This is a genomic window from Streptoverticillium olivoreticuli subsp. olivoreticuli (assembly GCF_003391135.1).
In the GTDB taxonomy this organism is placed as follows: domain Bacteria; phylum Actinomycetota; class Actinomycetes; order Streptomycetales; family Streptomycetaceae; genus Streptomyces; species Streptomyces blastmyceticus.
Map to the genome: position 1 here is coordinate 2,613,641 of NZ_CP031455.1, position 17,268 is coordinate 2,630,908.

The window sequence follows — 17,268 nt, forward strand, 5'->3', positions numbered from 1 at the left end:
GCAATGTTGCAGACGTGGAGCGGAGCACCGGTGACTGACTCGACCATCATCTATACGCACACCGACGAGGCCCCGGCCCTGGCGACGTATTCGTTCTTGCCCGTGGTCCAGGCGTACGCCTCGACGGCCGGTGTCACTGTGGAGACCCGTGACATCTCCCTGGCCGGGCGGATCATCTCCGGTTTCCCGGAGCGCCTGGAAGAGGGCCAGCGGATCGACGACGCCCTCGCCGAGCTCGGCGAGCTGGCCAAGACGCCCGGTGCCAACATCATCAAGCTGCCGAACATCTCGGCCTCGATCCCGCAGCTGAAGGCGGCCATCGCCGAGCTCCAGCAGCAGGGCTACGCACTTCCGGACTACCCGGACGACCCGAAGACCGACGAGGACCGGGACGTCCGCGCGCGGTACGACAAGGTCAAGGGCAGCGCCGTCAACCCCGTGCTGCGCGAGGGCAACTCCGACCGCCGCGCCCCCGCCTCGGTCAAGAACTACGCCAAGACGCACCCGCACCGCATGGGCGCGTGGACGGCCGACTCCAAGACGAACGTCGCGACCATGGGCGTCGACGACTTCCGCTCCACCGAGAAGTCCGCGGTCGTCGCCGCGGACGGTTCGCTGCGCATCGAGCTGGCGGGCGAGGACGGCACCACCACCGTCCTGCGCGAGTCGGTCCCCGTCCTCGCGGGCGAGGTCGTGGACGCCTCCGTCATGCGCGTGGCCGCGCTGCGCACGTTCCTCGGCGAGCAGATCGCCCGCGCCAAGGCCGAGGGCGTGCTGTTCTCGGTGCACCTGAAGGCCACGATGATGAAGGTCTCCGACCCGATCGTCTTCGGCCACGTGGTGCGCGCCTTCTTCCCGAAGACGTTCGCGGCGTACGGCGAGACGCTCGCCGCGGCGGGCCTGAGCCCGAACGACGGCCTCGGCTCCATCCTGGCCGGCCTGGCCGCGCTGCCCGAGGGCGACGCGATCAAGGCGTCCTTCGAGGCCGAGATCGCCGAGGGCCCGGCCCTGGCGATGGTCGACTCCGACAAGGGCATCACCAACCTGCACGTCCCGAGCGATGTCATCGTCGACGCCTCCATGCCGGCGATGATCCGCACCTCCGGCCACATGTGGGGCCCGGACGGCCAGGAGGCCGACACCCTCGCCGTCCTCCCGGACAGCAGCTACTCCGGTGTCTACCAGGCCGTCATCGAGGACTGCCGCGCCAACGGCGCCTTCGACCCGTCGACCATGGGCTCGGTGCCCAACGTCGGTCTGATGGCGCAGAAGGCCGAGGAGTACGGCAGCCACGACAAGACCTTCGAGATCGCCGCCCCGGGCACGGTGCGGGTCGTCGACGCCGCGGGCGAGGTCGTGCTGGAGCAGCCGGTGGCCGCGGGCGACATCTTCCGCATGTGCCAGGCCAAGGACGCGCCGATCCAGGACTGGGTCAAGCTCGCCGTCACCCGCGCCCGCGCGACCGGCGCCCCGGCCGTGTTCTGGCTCGACGAGAACCGCGCGCACGACGCGAAGCTCATCGAGAAGGTCAAGTCCTACCTCGCCGGTCACGACACCGAGGGCCTGCGGATCGAGATCATGTCGCCGGTCGAGGCGACCAAGTTCTCCCTGGAGCGCATCCGCCGGGGCGAGGACACGATCTCGGTCACCGGCAACGTGCTGCGTGACTACCTGACGGACCTGTTCCCGATCCTCGAGCTGGGCACGAGCGCGAAGATGCTCTCCGTCGTCCCGCTGATGAACGGCGGCGGCCTGTTCGAGACCGGTGCCGGTGGCTCCGCGCCCAAGCACGTCCAGCAGCTCGTCAAGGAGAACTACCTGCGCTGGGACAGCCTGGGCGAGTTCTTCGCGCTCGCGGCCAGCTTCGAGCACCTCGCGCAGACCACGGGCAACGCGCGCGCCCAGGTGCTCGCCGACACCCTGGACCGCGCGACGGCGACCTTCCTCGACGAGGACAAGTCGCCGAGCCGTCGCCTCGGTGGCATCGACAACCGCGGCAGCCACTTCTACCTGGCGCTGTACTGGGCGCAGGAGCTGGCGAAGCAGACCGACGACGCGCAGCTCGCGGGGGCGTTCGCGGCGCTCGCCAAGACGCTGGCCGAGCAGGAGCGGACGATCGTCGACGAGCTCATCGCGGTGCAGGGTGCGCCGGCCGACATCGGTGGCTACTACCAGCCTTCGGCGTCGAAGGCGGCGGCGGTCATGCGTCCGAGTGCCGCGTTCAACACGGCACTCGAGATCCTCGCCTGATCTCAGCTTCTCCCTCGTTCCGCCCTGGTCGGCCTCGCGCCGGCCGGGGCGGTTCTTTTTCCCCACCCCGCCCCTTCCCGCAGCATCTGATGCTCGGCTCCGCCGAGGCCGGGGCTCCGCCCCGGACCCGTGCCCGGGTGCAGGCCGGCGGGTTTGTTTCCCCAGCCCCGCCCCTTCCCGAAACTGGGGCTTCGCCCCAGACCCCGAAGCACGCTTCGCGCGCTGTCCTCAATCGCCGGACGGGCTGAAATCAGCCCGTCCGGCGATTGAGGACGCGCCCGAAGGGCGCTCCCGCCGCAGGCGGCAACGGACTCGCGGCCGGGGGTCTGGGGCACGAGCCCCAGTTCGGGAAGGGGCGGGGTGGGGAACAGAGCTCGCCGCAGGCGCGGTGGGGCGCCCCCTTCAGTAACCCGTCGGCCGCACCAGGCCCGATTCGTACGCGAAGACCGTCGCCTGCGTGCGGTCGCGCAGGCCCAGCTTGACCAGGATGCGGCTCACGTGGGTCTTCACGGTCTGTTCCGCCACCACCAGGCGCTCGGCGATCTCCCCGTTCGACAGGCCCTGGGCGACCAGGGACAGCACCTCGGTCTCGCGTTCCGTCAGGCCGCCGACGCGGTCCTTGAGCGGGGCGCGGGGCGTGCCGGTCATCCGGGAGAACTCGGCGATCAGGCGCTTGGTGATGTTCGGGGCGAGCAGGGCGTCCCCGGCGGCCACGACGCGTACGGCCTGGGCGAGTTCGGCGGCCGACGCGTCCTTCAGCAGGAACCCGGACGCGCCCGCGCGCAGCGCCTCGTAGACATACTCGTCGAGGTCGAAGGTGGTCAGGACGAGGACCTTGACGGCCGCGCCGTCCGGGCCGGTGATGCGGCGGGTCGCCTCGATGCCGCCGAGGCCGGGCATCCGGATGTCCATCAGGACGACGTCGGGGGCGAGTTCGGCGACCTTGGCGACGGCGTCGAGGCCGTCCACGGCCTGCCCGACGACCTCGATGCCGGGTTCGGCGTTGAGCAGCACCGTGAAGCCCTGACGGACCATCATCTGATCGTCGGCTATCAGGACGCGGATCGTGGTCATGCGGTGTCCTCAACGGGTTCGGCGGGGGGCCGCGTGGGCAGCAGCGCGGTCACTTCGTAGCCGCCGTCGGGGGTGGCTCCGGTGGCCAGTTCGCCCCCTAGCATCGCAGTGCGCTCGCGCATGCCGAGCAGGCCCTGGCCGGCGCCCGGCGAGGGCGGGGCGGCGCCGCCCGGCGCGCTGTTGGTGACCCGCACCGTCAGCCCGGTCCCGCGGTATCCGATCTCCACCCGCACCGCCGCCCCGGGCGCGTGCCGCATCGCGTTGCTGAGCGCCTCCTGCACGATGCGGAACGCCGACAGTTCGACGCCCGGCGACAGCGTGCGCGGGGTGCCGATGGTCTCGGTGGCGACCGTGAGCCCGGCGGCGCGGACGTTCGCGACCAGCTCGTCCAGCCGGTCGAGGGTGGGCTGGGGGGTGTGCCGCACGCCGTCCGCGAGGGCGTCCTCGGAGCGCAGCACGCCCAGCACGCGGCGGAGTTCGGTGAGCGCCTCGACCGCGTTCCCGCGGATGCCCGCGAGGTTCTCCTTGAGCTCCTCGGACGGGTTCTCGACGAGGTGCGGGGCGACCTGCGCCTGGATGGAGATGACCGACATGTGGTGGGCCACGACGTCGTGCAGCTCGCGGGCGATGCGGTTGCGCTCCTCCAGGAGCGTGCGCCGGGCCCGCTCCTCGGCGGTGAGCTCCTCCTGGACGACCAGCTCCGTACGGGCCACTTGGCGGCCGCGCAGCGCGGCGCCGACCAGTACGGCGATCGCGAGGGACGCGGCGGTCAGGCGCGGGTCGCCGGCGTAGCCGGTGAGGGTCGTCTCGCAGGCCAGGCCCGCCAGCACGCTGACGACCAGCATCTCGACCGCGACCCGGGGGCGGACCCGCAGCGCGGCCAGGAACAGCACCCCGGCCTGCACGGCGAGTCCGGGGCCCGCCCAGGGGGACAGCGTGGTGCCCATGTGGAAGACCGCGGGGGACTCCGCGGACAGCGTGACCGTGATCATGACGACCGTCGACGCCCACCAGGCCGGTACCGGCCGGAACAGCGCGACGACGAGCGCCGCCGACTGGATCCCGGCGAGCAGGATCCCCTCCGGGGCGCCCAGCCGGTAGTTGAAGGCGTAGAAGTTCGCGCTCGGGATGGTGAGGAGCAGCGCGACCAGCACGAGGGGCACGACGATGGCGGGTCGCCAGTCGAGCCAGCGCGGCTGCCCGGCGCGGGGCGGCGGGGCGGCGTTCACCGGCCACAGGTCCTCGCGCAGCGTGCGCGGTGCGGCCTTCAGCGCTGCCGTCAGGCGCTCCATCGTGTCCCCCTCATTCCAAGATCAACCCTAGGCGGGTGCGCGGCGGCTCTTTCCCCCGGCCGCCCCGACCGCCCCGACCGCCGGACGGGCCGGTTGTCGGCCCGCCCGTTCCCCTCCGCCCGCCGCCCCTGTTCGTACGTGCGGAACGCCGCCCAGCAGATCAGCAGCGCCGCGCCGAACACCGGCAGCCATGCCAGGCGGGCGAGTATCCAGCCGGGGCCGTCGGGGAGGGTGTGCAGGCCGGGCAGGGCTCCGCCCGTGAGCAGGCCCGTCGCGGTGACCGCCATCATCGCCGTCTGGTGCCAGAGGAAGATCGTCATCGCGGAGAGGTTGACCAGCGCCACCGCCGCCCAGGCGGCGGGCCGCGCGAGTACCCGCCGCAGCGGGCCGAGGAGCAGCAGGGCCGCCCCGCACTGGGCGAGGCCGAAGGTGACGGCCGCGAGGGTGGGCGGGTTGAGGTTGGATATCGCGGCGCCGGGGACCCCGACCATGGCGGCCGGATAGCCCGCGAACAGCACGAGCAGGGCCGTGGCGGACGCCCCGCCGAGCAGCAGCACCCAGCCGGTGGCACGGCTGCTCACGTGGCCGCGCGCCCACGCGGCGCCCAGGCAGTACGGGACCAGCCAGCCCGCCGCGACATTGATCCAGCCGAGCGCGGCGGGCCCGCCCAGGCCGAACCGGATCAGGTCGACGTGCAGCACGACGGCGAGCGGCCACAGCGGGTGCAGCTTCGAGACCAGCGGGGTCGCCGCCGTCAGCGCGGCGAAGACCAGGAGGAACCAGAGCGGGGAGAGCACCAGCTTGCCCAGGGTGTACACGGTGTCCGGGCCCACCCCGGAGACGAGCATTCCGGCCACTGCCGCGGTCCACACCACCAGGAGGGCGGCGACCGGGCGGAACAGCCGGGCCAGCCGGGCGCGGAGCCACCGCCCGTACGACTCGCCCCGGGCGACCGCGGAGGCGTGGCTCTTCGCCGCCACCTGGCCGCCGACCAGGAAGAACACCGCGAGGGTCTGGACCAGCCAGGAGACCGGGGCCAGGCCGGGCAGGAACTGGAGCGGGCTGGCGGCGCGCACCGTGCCGCTGTCGGCGACCAGGGCGGTCACCAGCCAGTGGCCGAGCACCACGCCGAGGATGGCGAAGGCGCGCAGGGCGTCGACGGCGCGGTCGCGCCCGGGCGGGGTGGCGGCGTCGATCCGCCGGACGAGGTCACGCATGACGGCCCTCCTGGGAAGGGAGTTCTCCGGAGACGATCCGGGCGATGTTCTTCAGGGCGGTGGAACCGGGCTTGAGGTAGTCGCTGTGGCCGCCGTCGCCCGCCGCGAAGGCCCGGGCGCCGAACTCCGGCGAGACCGGGTCCGTCCCGAACCCGACCGTGGCGAAGGGCAGGTCGAGCCGTACGTGCGGCACGTCGGCGATCCAGTCGTCGGCGCCCCGGCCCGCCCAGACGGTGGCCCGGGTGCGCAGCGCGGCGACGTCGTCGGCGCCGGTGCCGGGGCTGCCGTAGAGGACGATGTCCGCGACGTCGAGGCCGGGCGCGGCCCGCCCGCAGACCACAGATCCGTAGGAGTGGCACAGCAGGGAGATCCGGGCGGCGGGCTTGAGCTCGCCCAACTGGCGTACGAAAGAACGCAGTTCACTCGCGGCGCTGTCGGCACGGCCCGGCGTCAGCACCTCCGTGCTGATCGTGCCCGGCGTCTTGTAGCCGAGCCAGGCGACGACGGCGACCCGGGCGCCGAGCTCCTGCCGGAGCGCCGTGGCACCGGCCCGGAAGCGCTCGTACGTGTCGAGGTTGGTGTCCGAGCCCGGGACGAGGACAGCGACGCGGTCGGCCCGGGACAGGTCGCCGAAGACCTCGGCGGTGCGGCCGCCGTCGCGGCCGTCGAAGGAGAGGAAGTGCCGCGCCGGATCCGCCATGGCGCGCAGCGCGGCGGCCCGCCTGTGGTCGCCGTGGCCGTCGGCCGCCCGTTCGGCCGCCTCGACGGCGCCCCGGGCGGCCGCGTACCGCTCGGCGAGCGCGGCCGGGGTCGCGGCCCGGATCGGGGCGAGGGTGGCGGGGGCCGGGGCCGGTACGGCCGCGGGGCGGGCCATGCCCGACACCGGGACCGCCACCGAGGCGGCGACGAGCGCGGCGAGCAGCGTGCGGCGCAGGCGGCTGCGGCGGGGGCGGGGGCGGGGCGTCATGGCGGGAGGTTCCTTCCGTACCGGATGCCGGTCGCGCATCCGATAGGGAAGTTATGGATCAGCCCGTGTGGTCGGCGTCCCACCAGGGAGCCCACTTCCGCGTAGCTCCGAGGTATGACGGGTAGGGGGTCGCGGCCCGTGCGCCGTGCCGCACTTCCTCCTCCGGTGAATAGCCGAACCCTACAAGACCCGCGCGCAGGACTCCGTCGATCACCGCACCTGAGCCACCTCGTCGACCTTGGCAGAGTGGCCCGTGAGCCGGTCTTCTCCCGTGGCGACTTCGCGCGAGGAGTTGTATCTCTACGACAAATGGGGGTTCAGTCAATGAGTGCTGACAGCAAGGACGTGGTGGTCACCGGTCTCGGGGCCACGACACCGCTCGGCGGGGACGTCGCCTCGACCTGGTCCGCGTTGCTGGCGGGGCGGTCGGGGATCAGCGCGATCGAGGAGGAGTGGGCGGCCGCCCTGCCGGTGCGGATCGCGGGCAGGCTCAAGGTCGAGCCGACCGAGGTGCTGGACCGGGTGCAGGCGCGCCGCATGGACCGCTGCGAGCAGATCGCGCTGGTCGCCGCGCGCGAGGCGTGGGCGGACGCGGGGCGGCCGGACGTCGATCCGGAGCGGCTGGCCGTGGTGATCGGCACGGGCACCGGCGGCGCGCTCACCCTGCTCGGCCAGGACGACGTCCTGGAGGCGTCCGGGGTGCGGAAGGTGTCCCCGCACACCGTCCCGATGCTGATGGCGAACGGCCCCGCGGCCTGGGTCAGCATCGACCTGGGGGCACGCGGCGGCGCCCACACGCCGGTCAGCGCCTGCGCGTCCGGGGCCGAGGCGATCGCGATGGGGCTGGACCTGATCCGCCTCGGCCGGGCCGACGTGGTCGTCGCGGGCGGAACGGAGGCATGCGTCCACCCGCTGCCGCTGGCCGGGTTCGCCCAGGCCAGGGCCCACTCAACGCGCAACGACGACCCGCAGCGGGCGTCACGGCCCTTCGACGTGGACCGGGACGGGTTCGTCATCGGCGAGGGAGCGGTCGTGGTCGTCCTGGAACGCGCCGGGTTCGCGGCCGCCCGGGCCGCCCGCCGGCACGCCCGCCTCGCCGGGGCCGGTGTGACGTCGGACGCCCACCACATCACGGCCGCGCACCCCGAGGGTCAGGTGCGCGCCATGCGGAGGGCCCTGGCAGAGGCCGGGCTGTCGCCGCTGGCGATCGACCACGTGCACGCGCACGCGACGTCCACACCCAAGGGCGACCTGGTCGAGGCCGAGTCGGTCACCGAGGCCATCGGCCTCCACCCCACCGTGACCGCGACCAAGTCCATGACCGGCCACCTCTTCGGCGCCGCCGGGGCGATGGGCGCGCTCGCCTCGATCCTCGCGGTCCGCGAGGGCGTGATCCCCGCGACGCAGAACCTCGACGCGCTCGACCCGGCCGTGAAGCTCGACGTCGTCACCGGCCGGCCGAGGTACGGCAAGGTGACGGCGGCCCTGACGAACTCGTTCGGCTTCGGCGGTCACAACGCGTCACTCGTCTTCACGGCCGCCTCGTAGCTCTCCCCGCCCTCGTACGGCGCGGGTCGGTCACCAGCCCGCGCCAGCCGGCTGCTTCGTGGTGACGTTGATGCGGTTGAAGAGGTTGGTCAGACCGATCCACAGGGTCAGGCCCGCGAGCTGCCGCTCGTCGTAGTGCTCGGCGGCCTCGGCCCAGATCTCGTCCGGCACCGGGTCCGGCCGGTCGCTGAGCCGAGTCACGCACTCGGCGAGGGCCAGCGCCGCGCGCTCGGCGTCGGTGAAATAGGGCGTGTCCCGCCAGGCCGCGACGGCGGCGAGCCGCTCGTCGCTCTCGCCCGCCTTCCTGGCGCTCTTCACTCCCCCGTCGACGCAGTAGCCACAGCCGTTGATCTGGCTGGCCCGGAGGTGGACGAGTTCGAGCGTCACCTCGGGCACTCCACCCTTCTTCGCCGCCTTCATGACACCGAGGACGGCCGGCAAGGCCTCGGGAATGATCACTGCGGGGTTCTGCAGCCGTGCTTCCATGGCGGTCTCCTCATGTCGCTGTCACATCGACGGGCTCCGGTCCGTCACAGCACTGACGGATCGCGACAGGAGAATGTGACAGATGAACGACAAGAACTTGCTGGCGGAGCGATTCGAGACGCACCGCACCCACCTGCGCGCGGTGGCCTACCGGATGCTCGGCTCGCTGACCGAGGCCGACGACGCCGTGCAGGAGGCATGGCTGCGGCTCAGCCGCTCCGACAGCGAAAGCGTCGAGAACCTGGGCGGCTGGCTGACCACCGTCGTCGGCCGGGTGTGCCTGGACATGCTGCGTTCGCGCACCTCGCGCGGCGAGGAGCCGCTGGACGCGCGGGTGCCCGACCCCATCGTCGGCAGCGTGGACGGCGTCGACCCCGAGCACCAGGCGCTGCTCGCCGACTCCGTCGGCCTCGCGCTGCTGGTCGTCCTGGAGACGCTGGCGCCCGCGGAGCGGCTCGCGTTCGTGCTGCACGACATGTTCGCCGTGCCGTTCGACGAGATCGCCCCGATGGTCGGGCGCACCCCCGCGGCGGCACGGCAGCTGGCCAGCCGGGCGCGCCGCCGGGTGCAGGGGTCCGTGCCCACGCCCGACAGCGACCTCACCCGGCAGCGGCAGGTCGTCGACGCCTTCCTCACCGCGGCGCGCGGCGGCGACTTCGACGCGCTCGTCGCGGTGCTCGACCCGGCCGTCGTGCTCCGCGCGGACACGGGCGCGGGGGCCCCGCTGGAGGTACGCGGCGCCGCGGCCGTCGCCGGGCAGGCGCTCACCTTCCAGCGCATGGCCCTCTTGGCGCGGCCCGCGCTCGTCAACGGCTCCGTCGGGATCGTCACCGATGTGGACGGGCAGGCGATGGCGGTGCTCGGCTTCACGATCACGGACGGCAAGGTCACGACGATCGACATCCTGGCGGATGTGGAGCGGTTGCGGGGGCTTCCTATGTAAGGGGGCGCGCTTGAGGGTGCGGGCCCGCTGCGCCTGCGGCGGGCTTGTTCCCCAGCCCCGCCCCTTCCCGAAACTGGGGCTTCGCCCCAGACCCCGGAGCACGCTTCGCGCGCTGTCCTCAAACGCCGGACGGGCTGGATTTTCCAGCCCGTCCGGCGTTTGAGGACGCGCCCGCAGGGCGCCCCCGCCGCAGGCGGCAACGAAACCCGCACCCTTTCCGCCGTGCACGATCGCTCACGCGTAGTGACCTGCGTACCCCCCGGGTGTGAACCCCCGCATAGGGCCCACGTCACGTACGACTCCGGCTAGTGGCCCCGACCCGCCCAAATCGGACGTTCCGGGCGTGGTGTGGGGGTGTGTGCCTACGAGCCCCGGTCGTACGTCACACCTTTGCCACCCCCGTTTCCGGCCGCTAACAATTGCCGAGTCGCACCGCGCCGCACCGGCCTCCGTACGACATCCGCGAAACTGGAAGAGGTTCAGCTCCGTATGCGCTCCACCGTCTCCCGCCACCGCCTGACCGCCGCCCACAAGCTCTCCGCCGCCGGCCTGACCGCCGCGGGCCTCACCGCCCTCGCCCTCGCCGCGGTCCCCGGCCAGGCCACCGCCGCCCAGTCCATCGACGTCAAGCACGTCGCCTGGACCACCCACGACGCCGGCACCAGCGACCAGGAGCAGCAGGAGCGCCTCACCCAGGCCACCGGCCAGGCAGCCGACCGGGCGAAGACCGAAGCCGCAGCGCAGCACAGGACCGCCACCGACGCCGCCGCCAGGACCGCCGCCCAGGCCAAGGCCAGGGCCGAGCAGGACCGCGCCGCCAAGGAAACCGCCAGCCGCTCCCAGGACCGCACCCCCGTCCAGAACACCCCCGCCGCCCCCGCCCAGCAGGCCCCGGCCCCGGCCCCCGCGAAGGCCTACGGCGACAACCTCGACGGCTGGATCAACCAGGCCCTGGACATCATGCACACCAAGGGCATCCCCGGCACCTACGAAGGCCTCAAGCGCAACATCATGCGCGAGTCCACCGGCAACCCCCAGGCCATCAACAACTGGGACTCCAACGCCGTCGCCGGCATCCCCTCCAAGGGCCTGCTGCAGATCATCGACCCGACGTTCAAGGCCTTCCACGTCGAGGGCACGTCCTGGGACATCTACGACCCGGTCGCCAACATCGTCGCCTCCTGCAACTACGCCGCCAAGACCTACGGCTCCATGGACAACGTCAACTCCGCCTACTGACCGGACCGACACACAGCGGGAACCTCACGCGCCGAAGGGCGGCGGCACCACACCGGTGCCGCCGCCCTTCGGCGTACTCAGAGGCCCTGCAGACGCTCCAGTTCGCGCCGGTCCCGCTTGGTGGGGCGGCCCGCGCCGCGGTCGCGGACCGGTACCGCCGCGAGCGCGGTGGGCGGCGGCGGGGGCGGGCTGTTGTCGACGTAGCACTCGGCCGCGACGGGGGCGCCGACCCGCTTGCGGATGGTCCGGGAGACGACGACGATCCGCTCGTGCCCGGCCAGCCGGAGCCGCACCTCGTCGCCGGGGCCCACCGTCTGGGCCGGTTTGGCGCGCTCGCCGTTGACGCGCACGTGACCCGCGCGGCAGGCGGTCGCGGCCTGGGAACGCGTCTTCGTCAGCCGCACGGACCAGATCCAGCTGTCGACCCGTACGGTCCCGGTCTCCTCGTCTGAAGCCATGACCCGACTCTAGTACCGGAGTACCGGCGGTCGGGCGCGCGTGATGTCACGGCTCGGCTCACGACAGCGCCTCACGGCAGGCCGAGGCCAGTCGGGCCACGCCTTCGGCGAGTTCGGCCGTGCCGGCCACCGCGGCGAAGCTCAGGCGCAGGTGCGGGGCGGCGGACTCGGCGGCGTGATAGGGGCGCCCGGGGGCGACGGCGACGCCCGCGCGCAGCGCCGCGGCCGCCAGCGCGGCCTCGTCCGTGCCGTCCGGCAGCCGGGCCCAGACGTGGAAGCCGCCGGGCGGCACGAACTCCACTTCCAGCTCCGGGAGTTCCCGGCGCAGGGCGGTGAGCAGCGCCTCGCGCCGGGTGCGCAGCTCGGCCGCGACCGTGCGGTGGTGACGGGGCCAGGCGGGCGAGCCGACGAGTTCGAGCGCGGCCTCCTGGAGCGGGCGGGGCACGAAGAAGCTGTCGACGACCTGGATGGCCCGCAGCCGTTCCAGCACCGGGCCCCGGGCGGCGAGGGCGCCGACGCGCAGGCTGGGCGAGGTGGCCTTGGTCAGGGAGCAGACGTGGACGACGATGCCGTCGGGGTCCTCCGCGGCGAGCGTGGGCGGCAGCGGTGGGGCGTCCTCGTGGGCGAGGCGGCGGGCGAAGTCGTCCTCGACGACGAAGGCACCGGCCGCGCGGGCGGCGCGGACGACCTCGCGGCGCCGGTCGTCGGCCAGGACGGCCCCGGTGGGGTTCTGGAAGAGCGGCTGGCAGGCGAAGACGCGGGCGCCGCTCACCCGGAACGCCTCGGCGAGCAGATCGGTGCGCACCCCCCGCGCGTCCGTCGGCACGGGCACGAGCCGCAGCCCGGAGGCGCGCGCCGCGGCGACCATGCCGGGATAGGTCGGGGACTCGACGAGCACGGGGGCGCCGGGCGGGGCGAGGGCGCGCAGGGCGGTGGTGAGCGCGCTCTGGCCGCCCGCGGTGATCAGCACGTCGGAGGGGGCGACCGTGCCGGCCGGGCCGCCGATCTCGCGGGCGAACCACGCGCGGAGCTCGGCGACCCCTTCGAGGGGCGGGCGGCCCCAGGCGCCCGGGCGGCGGCCGGCCCGGGCGAGGGCGGCGGCGAGGGCGCGTTCGGGCTGGAGGGTGTGGTGGAGGTAGCCGCCGCTGAGCTCGATGACGCCGGGTGGCGGTTCGGCGAGCGTGGCCAGCACCCCGGTGGCGTCGACGGTGCGGGGGACGGCGTCCCCGGCCGCCTCGGCGCTGAGGGCGACCTCCTGCCAGGACGTGTCGCCGAGGCGCGCGGGCGCGCCGTGCGGCGCGGCCCGGAAGGCGCCCGCGCCGGGGCGGGTGACGACCAGGCCCTCCGCGGCCAGGGCGGCGAGGGCCCGCGAGACGGTGACGGGGCTGACCCGGAAGCGCTCGATGAGGGCGCGGCTGGACGGCAGCTTCTCACCTGGAGAGTAGCGGTTCATCTCCCCGCGCAGGACTCCTGCCAGTTCCGCGACGCTGTTACGCTCATGCATGAGAGTGAAAGATAGCGCTACTCGCGCCGCGGCGATAGCAGTGAGCGGCCCGGCCGCCGTCGAGGGCGAGGCGGGGAACGGCTCCGCGCACACCGTCGGTCGTACGCGCCGATTCGGCCCCGCCACCGGGGGCACCCTGCTCGCCGCCCTCGGGGTGGCCGCGTTCTCCCTGACGTTCCCCGCGACCGTCTGGGCGCTGGAGGGGCTCGGCCCGTGGTCCGTCACCACGTGCCGGATGGTGCTGGCCGGGCTGATCGCGGCCGGTTTCCTGCTGGCGGGGCGCGTGCCGCCGCCCGCGCGGCGCCACTGGCCGGGGCTGCTCGCGGTCGCCGGTGGCACCGTCGTCGGATTCCCCCTGCTGACGACGCTGGCCCTGCGGACGTCCACGACCTCGCACGCCGCGGTGGTCGTGGGCCTGCTGCCGCTGACCACGGCCGCGTACGCGGCGGTGCGGACCCGTACCCGGCATTCGCGCGCCTTCTGGGCGGCGGCACTGGCGGGGGCGGCTGTGGTCATCGGCTTCGCCCTGCAACAGAGCGGTGGCACGCCGACGCTCGGCGACCTGTATTTGTTCGCCGCCCTGCTGGTGTGCGCGGCGGGCTACGCGGAGGGCGGCAGGCTGGCGCGGGAGATGCCGGGGTGGCAGGTGATCGGCTGGGCGCTCGTCGGCTGCCTGCCGGTGGCCGTGGCGGGTGCGGCGGCGGCTCTGTACGCCGAGCCCGCGCATCTCACCGGGCACACCGTCGCCGGGCTGCTGTGGCTGGCGGCGGGGTCGCAGTTCCTGGGCATGCTGGTGTGGTACCGCGGCATGGCCGTGATCGGTGTGGCCAGGGCGAGCCAGCTCCAGCTCGCGCAGCCGCTGCTGACCCTGGTGTGGTCCGTGTCGCTGCTCGGTGAACGGCTGACCCCGGCCGCGCCCGTCGCCGCGGTCGCGGTGCTCGTCTGCATCGCGGTGACCCAGCGCACGCGCGGGTAGCACGGTGCGGTCGGCGCTCCCCCGAATGCGCCGTAGAGCGGGCCATATGCCCCCGATCGCCGTAGAATTGACGGCACCCGAGCGCACCAGTGGAACCTCGATCGGAAGGATCACCGCCGATGCATGCGAGCAAGGGCGACCGTTTGGTAACACACGGCCGGGTTGTCGGGGAGCACGACCACGTCGTGGAGATCGTCGAGGTGCTGGGGCCGAAGGGCACGCCCCCGTATCGCGTCCGCGCGGAGAACGGCCACGAGACGATCATGTCGCCGGGCCCGGACAGCGTGGTGGAGCACCGCAAGGCGACGGACGGCGCGTAGCCGCCTGCCGCAGAGCAGCGTCCGGTCGGCCCATGGACGCTGCTGCACCGCGTGTCCTCGGACGCCGGACGGGCTTGATGTGGCCAAGCCGCCTTGGATCGTATCCAGGGATGAAGTCCCGAGGCCCGCACGATCAAGCCCGGCCGGCGATTGAGGCCACCCGCCGTGGGGGCACCCCCGGACGGAGTCCGGGGGAACAACGGACCCGCGCCTTCGAGCGGACCCAAGTCAACACCGGTCGGGCAGCGCCTCAGCCCTCACCGCGGTGGGCGCACCCTGCGCGGATAGTGGTCGTGGACCACGCGTTCCATCGCCCCGATCCGGTCGTCGAGCAGCGATTTCGCCGAGAAGTACGCGTTCCCGAGCACCTCGCGGTGTGCGCCGCACAGCGTGAGGTGGCGGGAGAGCTCGGCCGGGTCCTGCCAGGGTGCGGGCTGCGCGGGGTCGCCGGCGCGGTAGAGCGCCTCGCCGATGTAGAGGTGCACGCCGGTGCCCCGCACGGTCCGCGCCCACCACGGCACGAGCTCGGCGTAGTCCGCGTCCGGGAAGCCGATGGGCCAGTAGACCTGGGGGACGATGTAGTCGATCCACTCCTCGCGCACCCACTTGCGGGTGTCGGCGCACAGGTCGTCGTATGTCTGCACCCCGGCCCGGGTGTCCGACCCCCGTGGGTCCGTCGCCCTGTTGCGCCAGACGGCGAACGGGCTGATCCCGAACCGCACATGACGCTTGCGCCGCTTGATGCGCTCGCCCATCTCCCGTACGAGCAGGTCGATGTTGTCGCGCCGCCAGGCCCCCCGGTCGGGGTGGCCCGCGCCGTAGCGCTCGTACGCCGCGTCGTCGTCGAAGCGCTGCCCGGCCACCGGGTAGGGGTAGAAGTAGTCGTCGAAGTGCACGCCGTCGAGGTCGTAGCGGGCGACGGGGTCGAGCATCGCGTCCTGGACGAAGCGCCGCACCTCGGGCAGGCCCGGGTTGTAGTAGAGCTTCCCGCCGTACGGCACCACCCAGTCGGGGTGCAGCCGCGCCGGGTGGGTGGGGATCAGCCGGCCGGGGTCGGTGTGGTTGGCGATGCGGTAGGGGTTGAACCAGCCGTGCAGTTCCAGGCGGCGCTCGTGCGCCGCGCGCACCGCGAAGGCCAGCGGATCCCAGCCCGGGTCGCCGCCTTGAGTCCCCGTCAGATACTCCGACCACGGCTCGTACGGCGAGGGCCAGAACGCGTCGGCGGTGGGCCGGAGCTGGAGGAGCACGGCATTGAGCCGGCGCTCCACCGCGGCGTCGAGGAGGTCCAGCAGCTCGTCCTGCTGCCTGCCGGGATCGAGGCCCGGCGCGGACGGCCAGTCGATATTGCCGACGGTGGCGACCCACAGGCCGCGGAACTCGCGCTTCCGGCGAGTGCCGCTCGAGTCGGCGTCACCGAGCGCACCCGCCTCACCCGTAGTCAGCATCGCGGACATCACGCCCGCGGCCGCCACGGTGAACCCTCTTCGGCTCATACGCCCCATATGCGGCCCACTCCTTGTCGGATCGGTCACACCATACGGACAGAGCATGCCCGCCCCGGCACCCTCGGCACCGCACGGCGCGGAGTAACGTCTGGAACGAGGCGGGGACCGGGGGTCCCGCGCGCCGGGACCCGGCGCGGGGTACGGCCGCCGCCGGACGACCGAGAACAGCGAAAGGCACGATGTGACGACCGACATCGCACGCGTCGGAGTAGTGGGCTGCGGCCAGATGGGCGCGGGCATCGCCGAGGTGTGCGCCCGTTCCGGCCTGGACGTCATGGTCGCGGAGACCACCGGCGAGGCCCTGGAGCTGGGCCGCACCCGGCTCACCAACTCCCTCGGCAAGGCCGCCGAGCGCGGCAAGATCACCGAGGCCGAGCGCGACGCCACGCTCGCCCGGCTGAGCTTCACCACCGACCTGGGCGAGTTCGCCGACCGCGACCTCGTCATCGAGGCCGTCGTCGAGAACGAGCAGATCAAGACCGAGATCTTCCAGGTCCTGGACCAGGTCGTCACCCGCCCGGACGCGATCCTGGCCTCCAACACCTCCTCCATCCCGCTGGTGAAGCTGGCCGTGGCGACCTCCCGCCCGGACCAGGTCATCGGCATCCACTTCTTCAACCCGGCCCCGGTGCAGAAGCTCGTCGAGCTGATCCCCGCGCTCACCACCGGCGAGGAGACCATCAAGCGCGCCGAGGCCCTGGTCGCGCAGGTCCTGGGCAAGCACGCGATCCGCGCCCAGGACCGCTCGGGCTTCGTCGTCAACGCCCTGCTCATCCCGTATCTGCTCTCCGCCATCCGGATGTTCGAGTCGGGCATCGCCAGCCGCGAGGACATCGACAACGGCATGGAGCTCGGCTGCGCCCACCCCATGGGCCCGCTGAAGCTCTCCGACCTGATCGGCCTGGACACGGTCGCGTCGGTGGCGAACAGCATGTACGAGGAGTTCAAGGAGCCGCTCTACGCCGCTCCCCCGCTGCTCCAGCGCATGGTCGACGCGGGCCGCCTCGGCCGCAAGACGGGCTCGGGCTTCTACTCGTACTGAGCCCCTGGCCCGACCACTACGCAAAGTCACCGCCGCACACCCGTGTTCGCACGGGGTGTGCGGCGGTGACTCGCATATACCCCCCGCACACGCTCCCGCTCGGCGGCCCGGCGCGGTTGACTCGCTTCCGTTGGTACAGACAGCATTCTCCGGAAGGAGTACGGACCGTGACCAGCCATCCCGAGCACGCCGTCAAATCGGCCGAGCTCGCGGAGCTCAGGCGGAGCCTCGATGTCGGCGTCGTCCGCATCGACGGGCACCTCGCCCTCCTCACCCAGCGCGGCGACCAGACGGAGCACGAGATCGCCGAGCTGGGCGAGCGCGTACGGGCCCTGGAACACGGCACCTGGCCCCTGCCGTCGATAGCCGCGCTCACCGGCGTCGCCGCCCTGGCACTCGCCGTCTGGCAGGCGACAGGCCGATGAGCGCGGGGTGTGCGTGAATCCG

Annotated in this window: 16 protein-coding genes; 8 read left to right on the top strand and 8 right to left on the bottom strand. The window is 73.1% G+C overall.

Translation table 11 applies throughout. The features are described from left to right. Nucleotides 1-30: 30 nt before the first annotated feature. Nucleotides 31-2,250 carry an NADP-dependent isocitrate dehydrogenase gene (locus DXZ73_RS10900; protein WP_116210802.1) on the top strand — a complete coding sequence of 740 codons (2,220 nt, stop codon included), beginning with the start codon at nt 31-33 and terminating at the stop codon, nt 2,248-2,250. A gap of 402 nt (nt 2,251-2,652) precedes the next feature. On the opposite strand, the gene DXZ73_RS10905 is transcribed toward DXZ73_RS10900, so the two are convergent. Genes DXZ73_RS10905 through DXZ73_RS10920 form a run of 4 tightly spaced genes read right to left on the bottom strand, consistent with a single transcriptional unit; the run spans nt 2,653 to nt 6,800 of the window. After that, nucleotides 2,653-3,324, bottom strand: coding sequence for a response regulator (locus DXZ73_RS10905; RefSeq protein ID WP_116210803.1), 672 nt, complete (start codon nt 3,322-3,324; stop codon nt 2,653-2,655). Then, nucleotides 3,321-4,616: a sensor histidine kinase gene (locus DXZ73_RS10910; protein WP_116210804.1), complete on the bottom strand. Its 1,296-nt coding sequence runs from the start codon at nt 4,614-4,616 to the stop codon at nt 3,321-3,323. The genes DXZ73_RS10905 and DXZ73_RS10910 overlap by 4 nt, the downstream gene beginning before the upstream one ends. Then, a complete protein-coding gene (locus DXZ73_RS10915; protein ID WP_116210805.1) occupies nt 4,604-5,833 on the bottom strand; it encodes an acyltransferase family protein in 1,230 nt (409 codons plus the stop codon). The genes DXZ73_RS10910 and DXZ73_RS10915 overlap by 13 nt, the downstream gene beginning before the upstream one ends. Further along, nucleotides 5,826-6,800 carry an alpha/beta hydrolase gene (locus DXZ73_RS10920; protein ID WP_116210806.1) on the bottom strand — a complete coding sequence of 325 codons (975 nt, stop codon included), beginning with the start codon at nt 6,798-6,800 and terminating at the stop codon, nt 5,826-5,828. Before DXZ73_RS10920 ends, DXZ73_RS10915 begins: the two co-directional genes overlap by 8 nt. A 324-nt stretch (nt 6,801-7,124) precedes the next feature. Here DXZ73_RS10920 and DXZ73_RS10925 point away from each other — a divergent pair, with 324 nt between their 5' ends. Further along, entirely contained in the window at nt 7,125-8,348 is a 1,224-nt protein-coding gene (locus DXZ73_RS10925) for a beta-ketoacyl-[acyl-carrier-protein] synthase family protein (RefSeq protein WP_116210807.1), read from the top strand. 30 nt (nt 8,349-8,378) lie between these two features. Here DXZ73_RS10925 and DXZ73_RS10930 read toward each other — a convergent pair whose 3' ends face one another. After that, nucleotides 8,379-8,834: a carboxymuconolactone decarboxylase family protein gene (locus DXZ73_RS10930; protein ID WP_116210808.1), complete on the bottom strand. Its 456-nt coding sequence runs from the start codon at nt 8,832-8,834 to the stop codon at nt 8,379-8,381. An 82-nt stretch (nt 8,835-8,916) separates the two neighbouring features. Here DXZ73_RS10930 and DXZ73_RS10935 point away from each other — a divergent pair, with 82 nt between their 5' ends. Beyond that, nucleotides 8,917-9,777 (top strand): sigma-70 family RNA polymerase sigma factor, encoded by an 861-nt coding sequence (locus DXZ73_RS10935; protein WP_116210809.1) that lies wholly within the window; start codon nt 8,917-8,919, stop codon nt 9,775-9,777. A 489-nt stretch (nt 9,778-10,266) separates the two neighbouring features. Next, nucleotides 10,267-11,016, top strand: a complete 750-nt coding sequence (locus tag DXZ73_RS10940) for a transglycosylase SLT domain-containing protein (protein ID WP_116210810.1) — start codon at nt 10,267-10,269, stop codon at nt 11,014-11,016. A 77-nt stretch (nt 11,017-11,093) separates the two neighbouring features. Here the strand turns inward: DXZ73_RS10940 and DXZ73_RS10945 are convergent, their stop codons facing one another. Both DXZ73_RS10945 and DXZ73_RS10950 read right to left on the bottom strand, forming a co-directional pair. Further along, nucleotides 11,094-11,474 carry an RNA-binding S4 domain-containing protein gene (locus DXZ73_RS10945; RefSeq protein ID WP_116210811.1) on the bottom strand — a complete coding sequence of 127 codons (381 nt, stop codon included), beginning with the start codon at nt 11,472-11,474 and terminating at the stop codon, nt 11,094-11,096. A gap of 58 nt (nt 11,475-11,532) precedes the next feature. Next, a complete protein-coding gene (locus DXZ73_RS10950) occupies nt 11,533-12,978 on the bottom strand; it encodes a PLP-dependent aminotransferase family protein (protein ID WP_116210812.1) in 1,446 nt (481 codons plus the stop codon). Between DXZ73_RS10950 and DXZ73_RS10955 the strand changes: the two genes are divergently transcribed. Both DXZ73_RS10955 and DXZ73_RS10960 read left to right on the top strand, forming a co-directional pair. Next, complete coding sequence (locus DXZ73_RS10955) at nt 12,977-13,954, top strand: DMT family transporter (RefSeq protein WP_116210813.1); 978 nt, start codon at nt 12,977-12,979, stop codon at nt 13,952-13,954. The genes DXZ73_RS10950 and DXZ73_RS10955 overlap by 2 nt on opposite strands. A 119-nt stretch (nt 13,955-14,073) precedes the next feature. Then, on the top strand, nt 14,074-14,274 hold the full coding sequence (locus tag DXZ73_RS10960) for a DUF1918 domain-containing protein (RefSeq protein WP_116210814.1): 201 nt from the start codon (nt 14,074-14,076) through the stop codon (nt 14,272-14,274). 257 nt (nt 14,275-14,531) lie between these two features. On the opposite strand, the gene DXZ73_RS10965 is transcribed toward DXZ73_RS10960, so the two are convergent. Further along, complete coding sequence (locus DXZ73_RS10965) at nt 14,532-15,776, bottom strand: glycoside hydrolase family 10 protein (RefSeq protein WP_116210815.1); 1,245 nt, start codon at nt 15,774-15,776, stop codon at nt 14,532-14,534. A 184-nt stretch (nt 15,777-15,960) separates the two neighbouring features. On the opposite strand from DXZ73_RS10965, the gene DXZ73_RS10970 reads away from it, so the two are divergent. Both DXZ73_RS10970 and DXZ73_RS10975 read left to right on the top strand, forming a co-directional pair. Beyond that, the gene (locus DXZ73_RS10970; protein ID WP_116210816.1) at nt 15,961-16,821 is read left to right on the top strand and encodes a 3-hydroxybutyryl-CoA dehydrogenase; all 861 of its coding nucleotides are present in this window, start codon (nt 15,961-15,963) and stop codon (nt 16,819-16,821) included. A gap of 167 nt (nt 16,822-16,988) precedes the next feature. Then, entirely contained in the window at nt 16,989-17,246 is a 258-nt protein-coding gene (locus DXZ73_RS10975; RefSeq protein ID WP_116210817.1) for a hypothetical protein, read from the top strand. Nucleotides 17,247-17,268 lie beyond the last annotated feature (22 nt).

Bases quoted from the DNA above. Each gene is read 5' to 3' on its own strand.
- DXZ73_RS10910 (WP_116210804.1), bottom strand. From the start codon at position 4,616: ATGGAGCGCCTGACGGCAGCGCTGAAGGCCGCACCGCGCACGCTGCGC.
- DXZ73_RS10915 (WP_116210805.1), bottom strand. From the start codon at position 5,833: ATGCGTGACCTCGTCCGGCGGATCGACGCCGCCACCCCGCCCGGGCGC.
- DXZ73_RS10960 (WP_116210814.1), top strand. From the start codon at position 14,074: ATGCATGCGAGCAAGGGCGACCGTTTGGTAACACACGGCCGGGTTGTC.
- DXZ73_RS10925 (WP_116210807.1), top strand. From the start codon at position 7,125: ATGAGTGCTGACAGCAAGGACGTGGTGGTCACCGGTCTCGGGGCCACG.
- DXZ73_RS10905 (WP_116210803.1), bottom strand. From the start codon at position 3,324: ATGACCACGATCCGCGTCCTGATAGCCGACGATCAGATGATGGTCCGT.
- DXZ73_RS10950 (WP_116210812.1), bottom strand. From the start codon at position 12,978: ATGCATGAGCGTAACAGCGTCGCGGAACTGGCAGGAGTCCTGCGCGGG.
- DXZ73_RS10945 (WP_116210811.1), bottom strand. From the start codon at position 11,474: ATGGCTTCAGACGAGGAGACCGGGACCGTACGGGTCGACAGCTGGATC.
- DXZ73_RS10955 (WP_116210813.1), top strand. From the start codon at position 12,977: ATGAGAGTGAAAGATAGCGCTACTCGCGCCGCGGCGATAGCAGTGAGC.
- DXZ73_RS10940 (WP_116210810.1), top strand. From the start codon at position 10,267: ATGCGCTCCACCGTCTCCCGCCACCGCCTGACCGCCGCCCACAAGCTC.
- DXZ73_RS10930 (WP_116210808.1), bottom strand. From the start codon at position 8,834: ATGGAAGCACGGCTGCAGAACCCCGCAGTGATCATTCCCGAGGCCTTG.
- DXZ73_RS10920 (WP_116210806.1), bottom strand. From the start codon at position 6,800: ATGACGCCCCGCCCCCGCCCCCGCCGCAGCCGCCTGCGCCGCACGCTG.
- DXZ73_RS10935 (WP_116210809.1), top strand. From the start codon at position 8,917: ATGAACGACAAGAACTTGCTGGCGGAGCGATTCGAGACGCACCGCACC.
- DXZ73_RS10965 (WP_116210815.1), bottom strand. From the start codon at position 15,776: ATGGGGCGTATGAGCCGAAGAGGGTTCACCGTGGCGGCCGCGGGCGTG.